Consider the following 946-nt stretch of genomic DNA (forward strand, 5'->3'; position numbering starts at 1 on the left):
CAGCGTCTCGTCGGTCGCCGCCACCGTCAGGGTGGCCGTGGCGGCGGGCGGCGGGGCGTCGGCCAGCGCCCGCCAGCCCACGCCGAGCTTCCGCTGCGGCAGCCGGCCGGCGAGCCAGGTGGCGACGACGGGCGCCCGTTCCGGCTCGGTCGCGGCGAACAGCCGGGCCAGCGCGGCCACCTTCGCCGACCGCCCGGCGGTGGCCGCGACCTCCCGCCAGGTGCGCGCGACATCGGCCAGCAGCATGGCTCCATGCTCGCCGCTTCCGCCGCCGGCGTCGCGCCGGAAGGGGCCACCCGGGACCGGGGCGGCGCGCGGCGCATGATGCGATGAGGGCCATGAACCTGCTTCGAGTGGCTGAGGTGCGGCACGGCTACGGCCGGCGGCCGGTGCTGGACGGCGTCTCGCTCGCGCTGGGCGCCGGCGAGGCCGTCGCCGTGCTGGGGCCCAACGGGGCGGGCAAGTCCACGCTGCTGCGGATCGCCGCCGGCCGGGAGCGGCCCGACGCCGGGACCGTCACCTTCCGGGACGCGCCGGCCGACGAGGACGCCGCCGCGTTCCGCGCCGACGTGGCCTGCGCGCTGGGCCCCGGGGCCCACTATCCGGACCTCACCGTGCGCGAACACCTGCTGCTGGTCGCGCTGGCGCACGGCGTGCCGGACGCGGAGGAACGGGTGGACGCGGCGCTGGGCGAGCACCGACTGGCCGACCACGCCGAGCAGTTCCCGGACGCGCTCTCCGCCGGGCTCGGCCAGCTGCTGTCGCTGGCCGCCACCCGGGTCAGGCCGGTGGCGCTGCTGATCCTGGACGAGCCGGAGGCGCACCTGGACGCCGAGGCGCGCGTCGCGCTGGGGGCGCGGCTGCGCGGCCTGGCCGCCGGGGGCGCCGCCGTCCTGCTCGCCACGCACGACCCGGCGCTCGCCGAACGGGCGGGCGCCCGGCGGCT

Annotated in this window: 1 protein-coding gene and 1 pseudogene; one reads left to right on the top strand and one right to left on the bottom strand. The window is 79.6% G+C overall.

Going from position 1 to position 946, the window contains the following annotated elements:
* A pseudogene (locus EBN88_RS30020) lies at positions 1-246 on the bottom strand (ATP-dependent DNA ligase); the annotation flags it as partial.
* A 92-nt stretch (positions 247-338) separates the two neighbouring features.
* Between EBN88_RS30020 and EBN88_RS30025 the strand changes: the two are divergent.
* Positions 339-946 (top strand): ABC transporter ATP-binding protein (locus EBN88_RS30025; protein WP_158621591.1); only part of this gene is annotated, 608 nt, incomplete at its 3' end.

The organism is Streptomyces triticirhizae (assembly GCF_003696235.1).
Classification (GTDB): domain Bacteria; phylum Actinomycetota; class Actinomycetes; order Streptomycetales; family Streptomycetaceae; genus Streptomyces; species Streptomyces triticirhizae.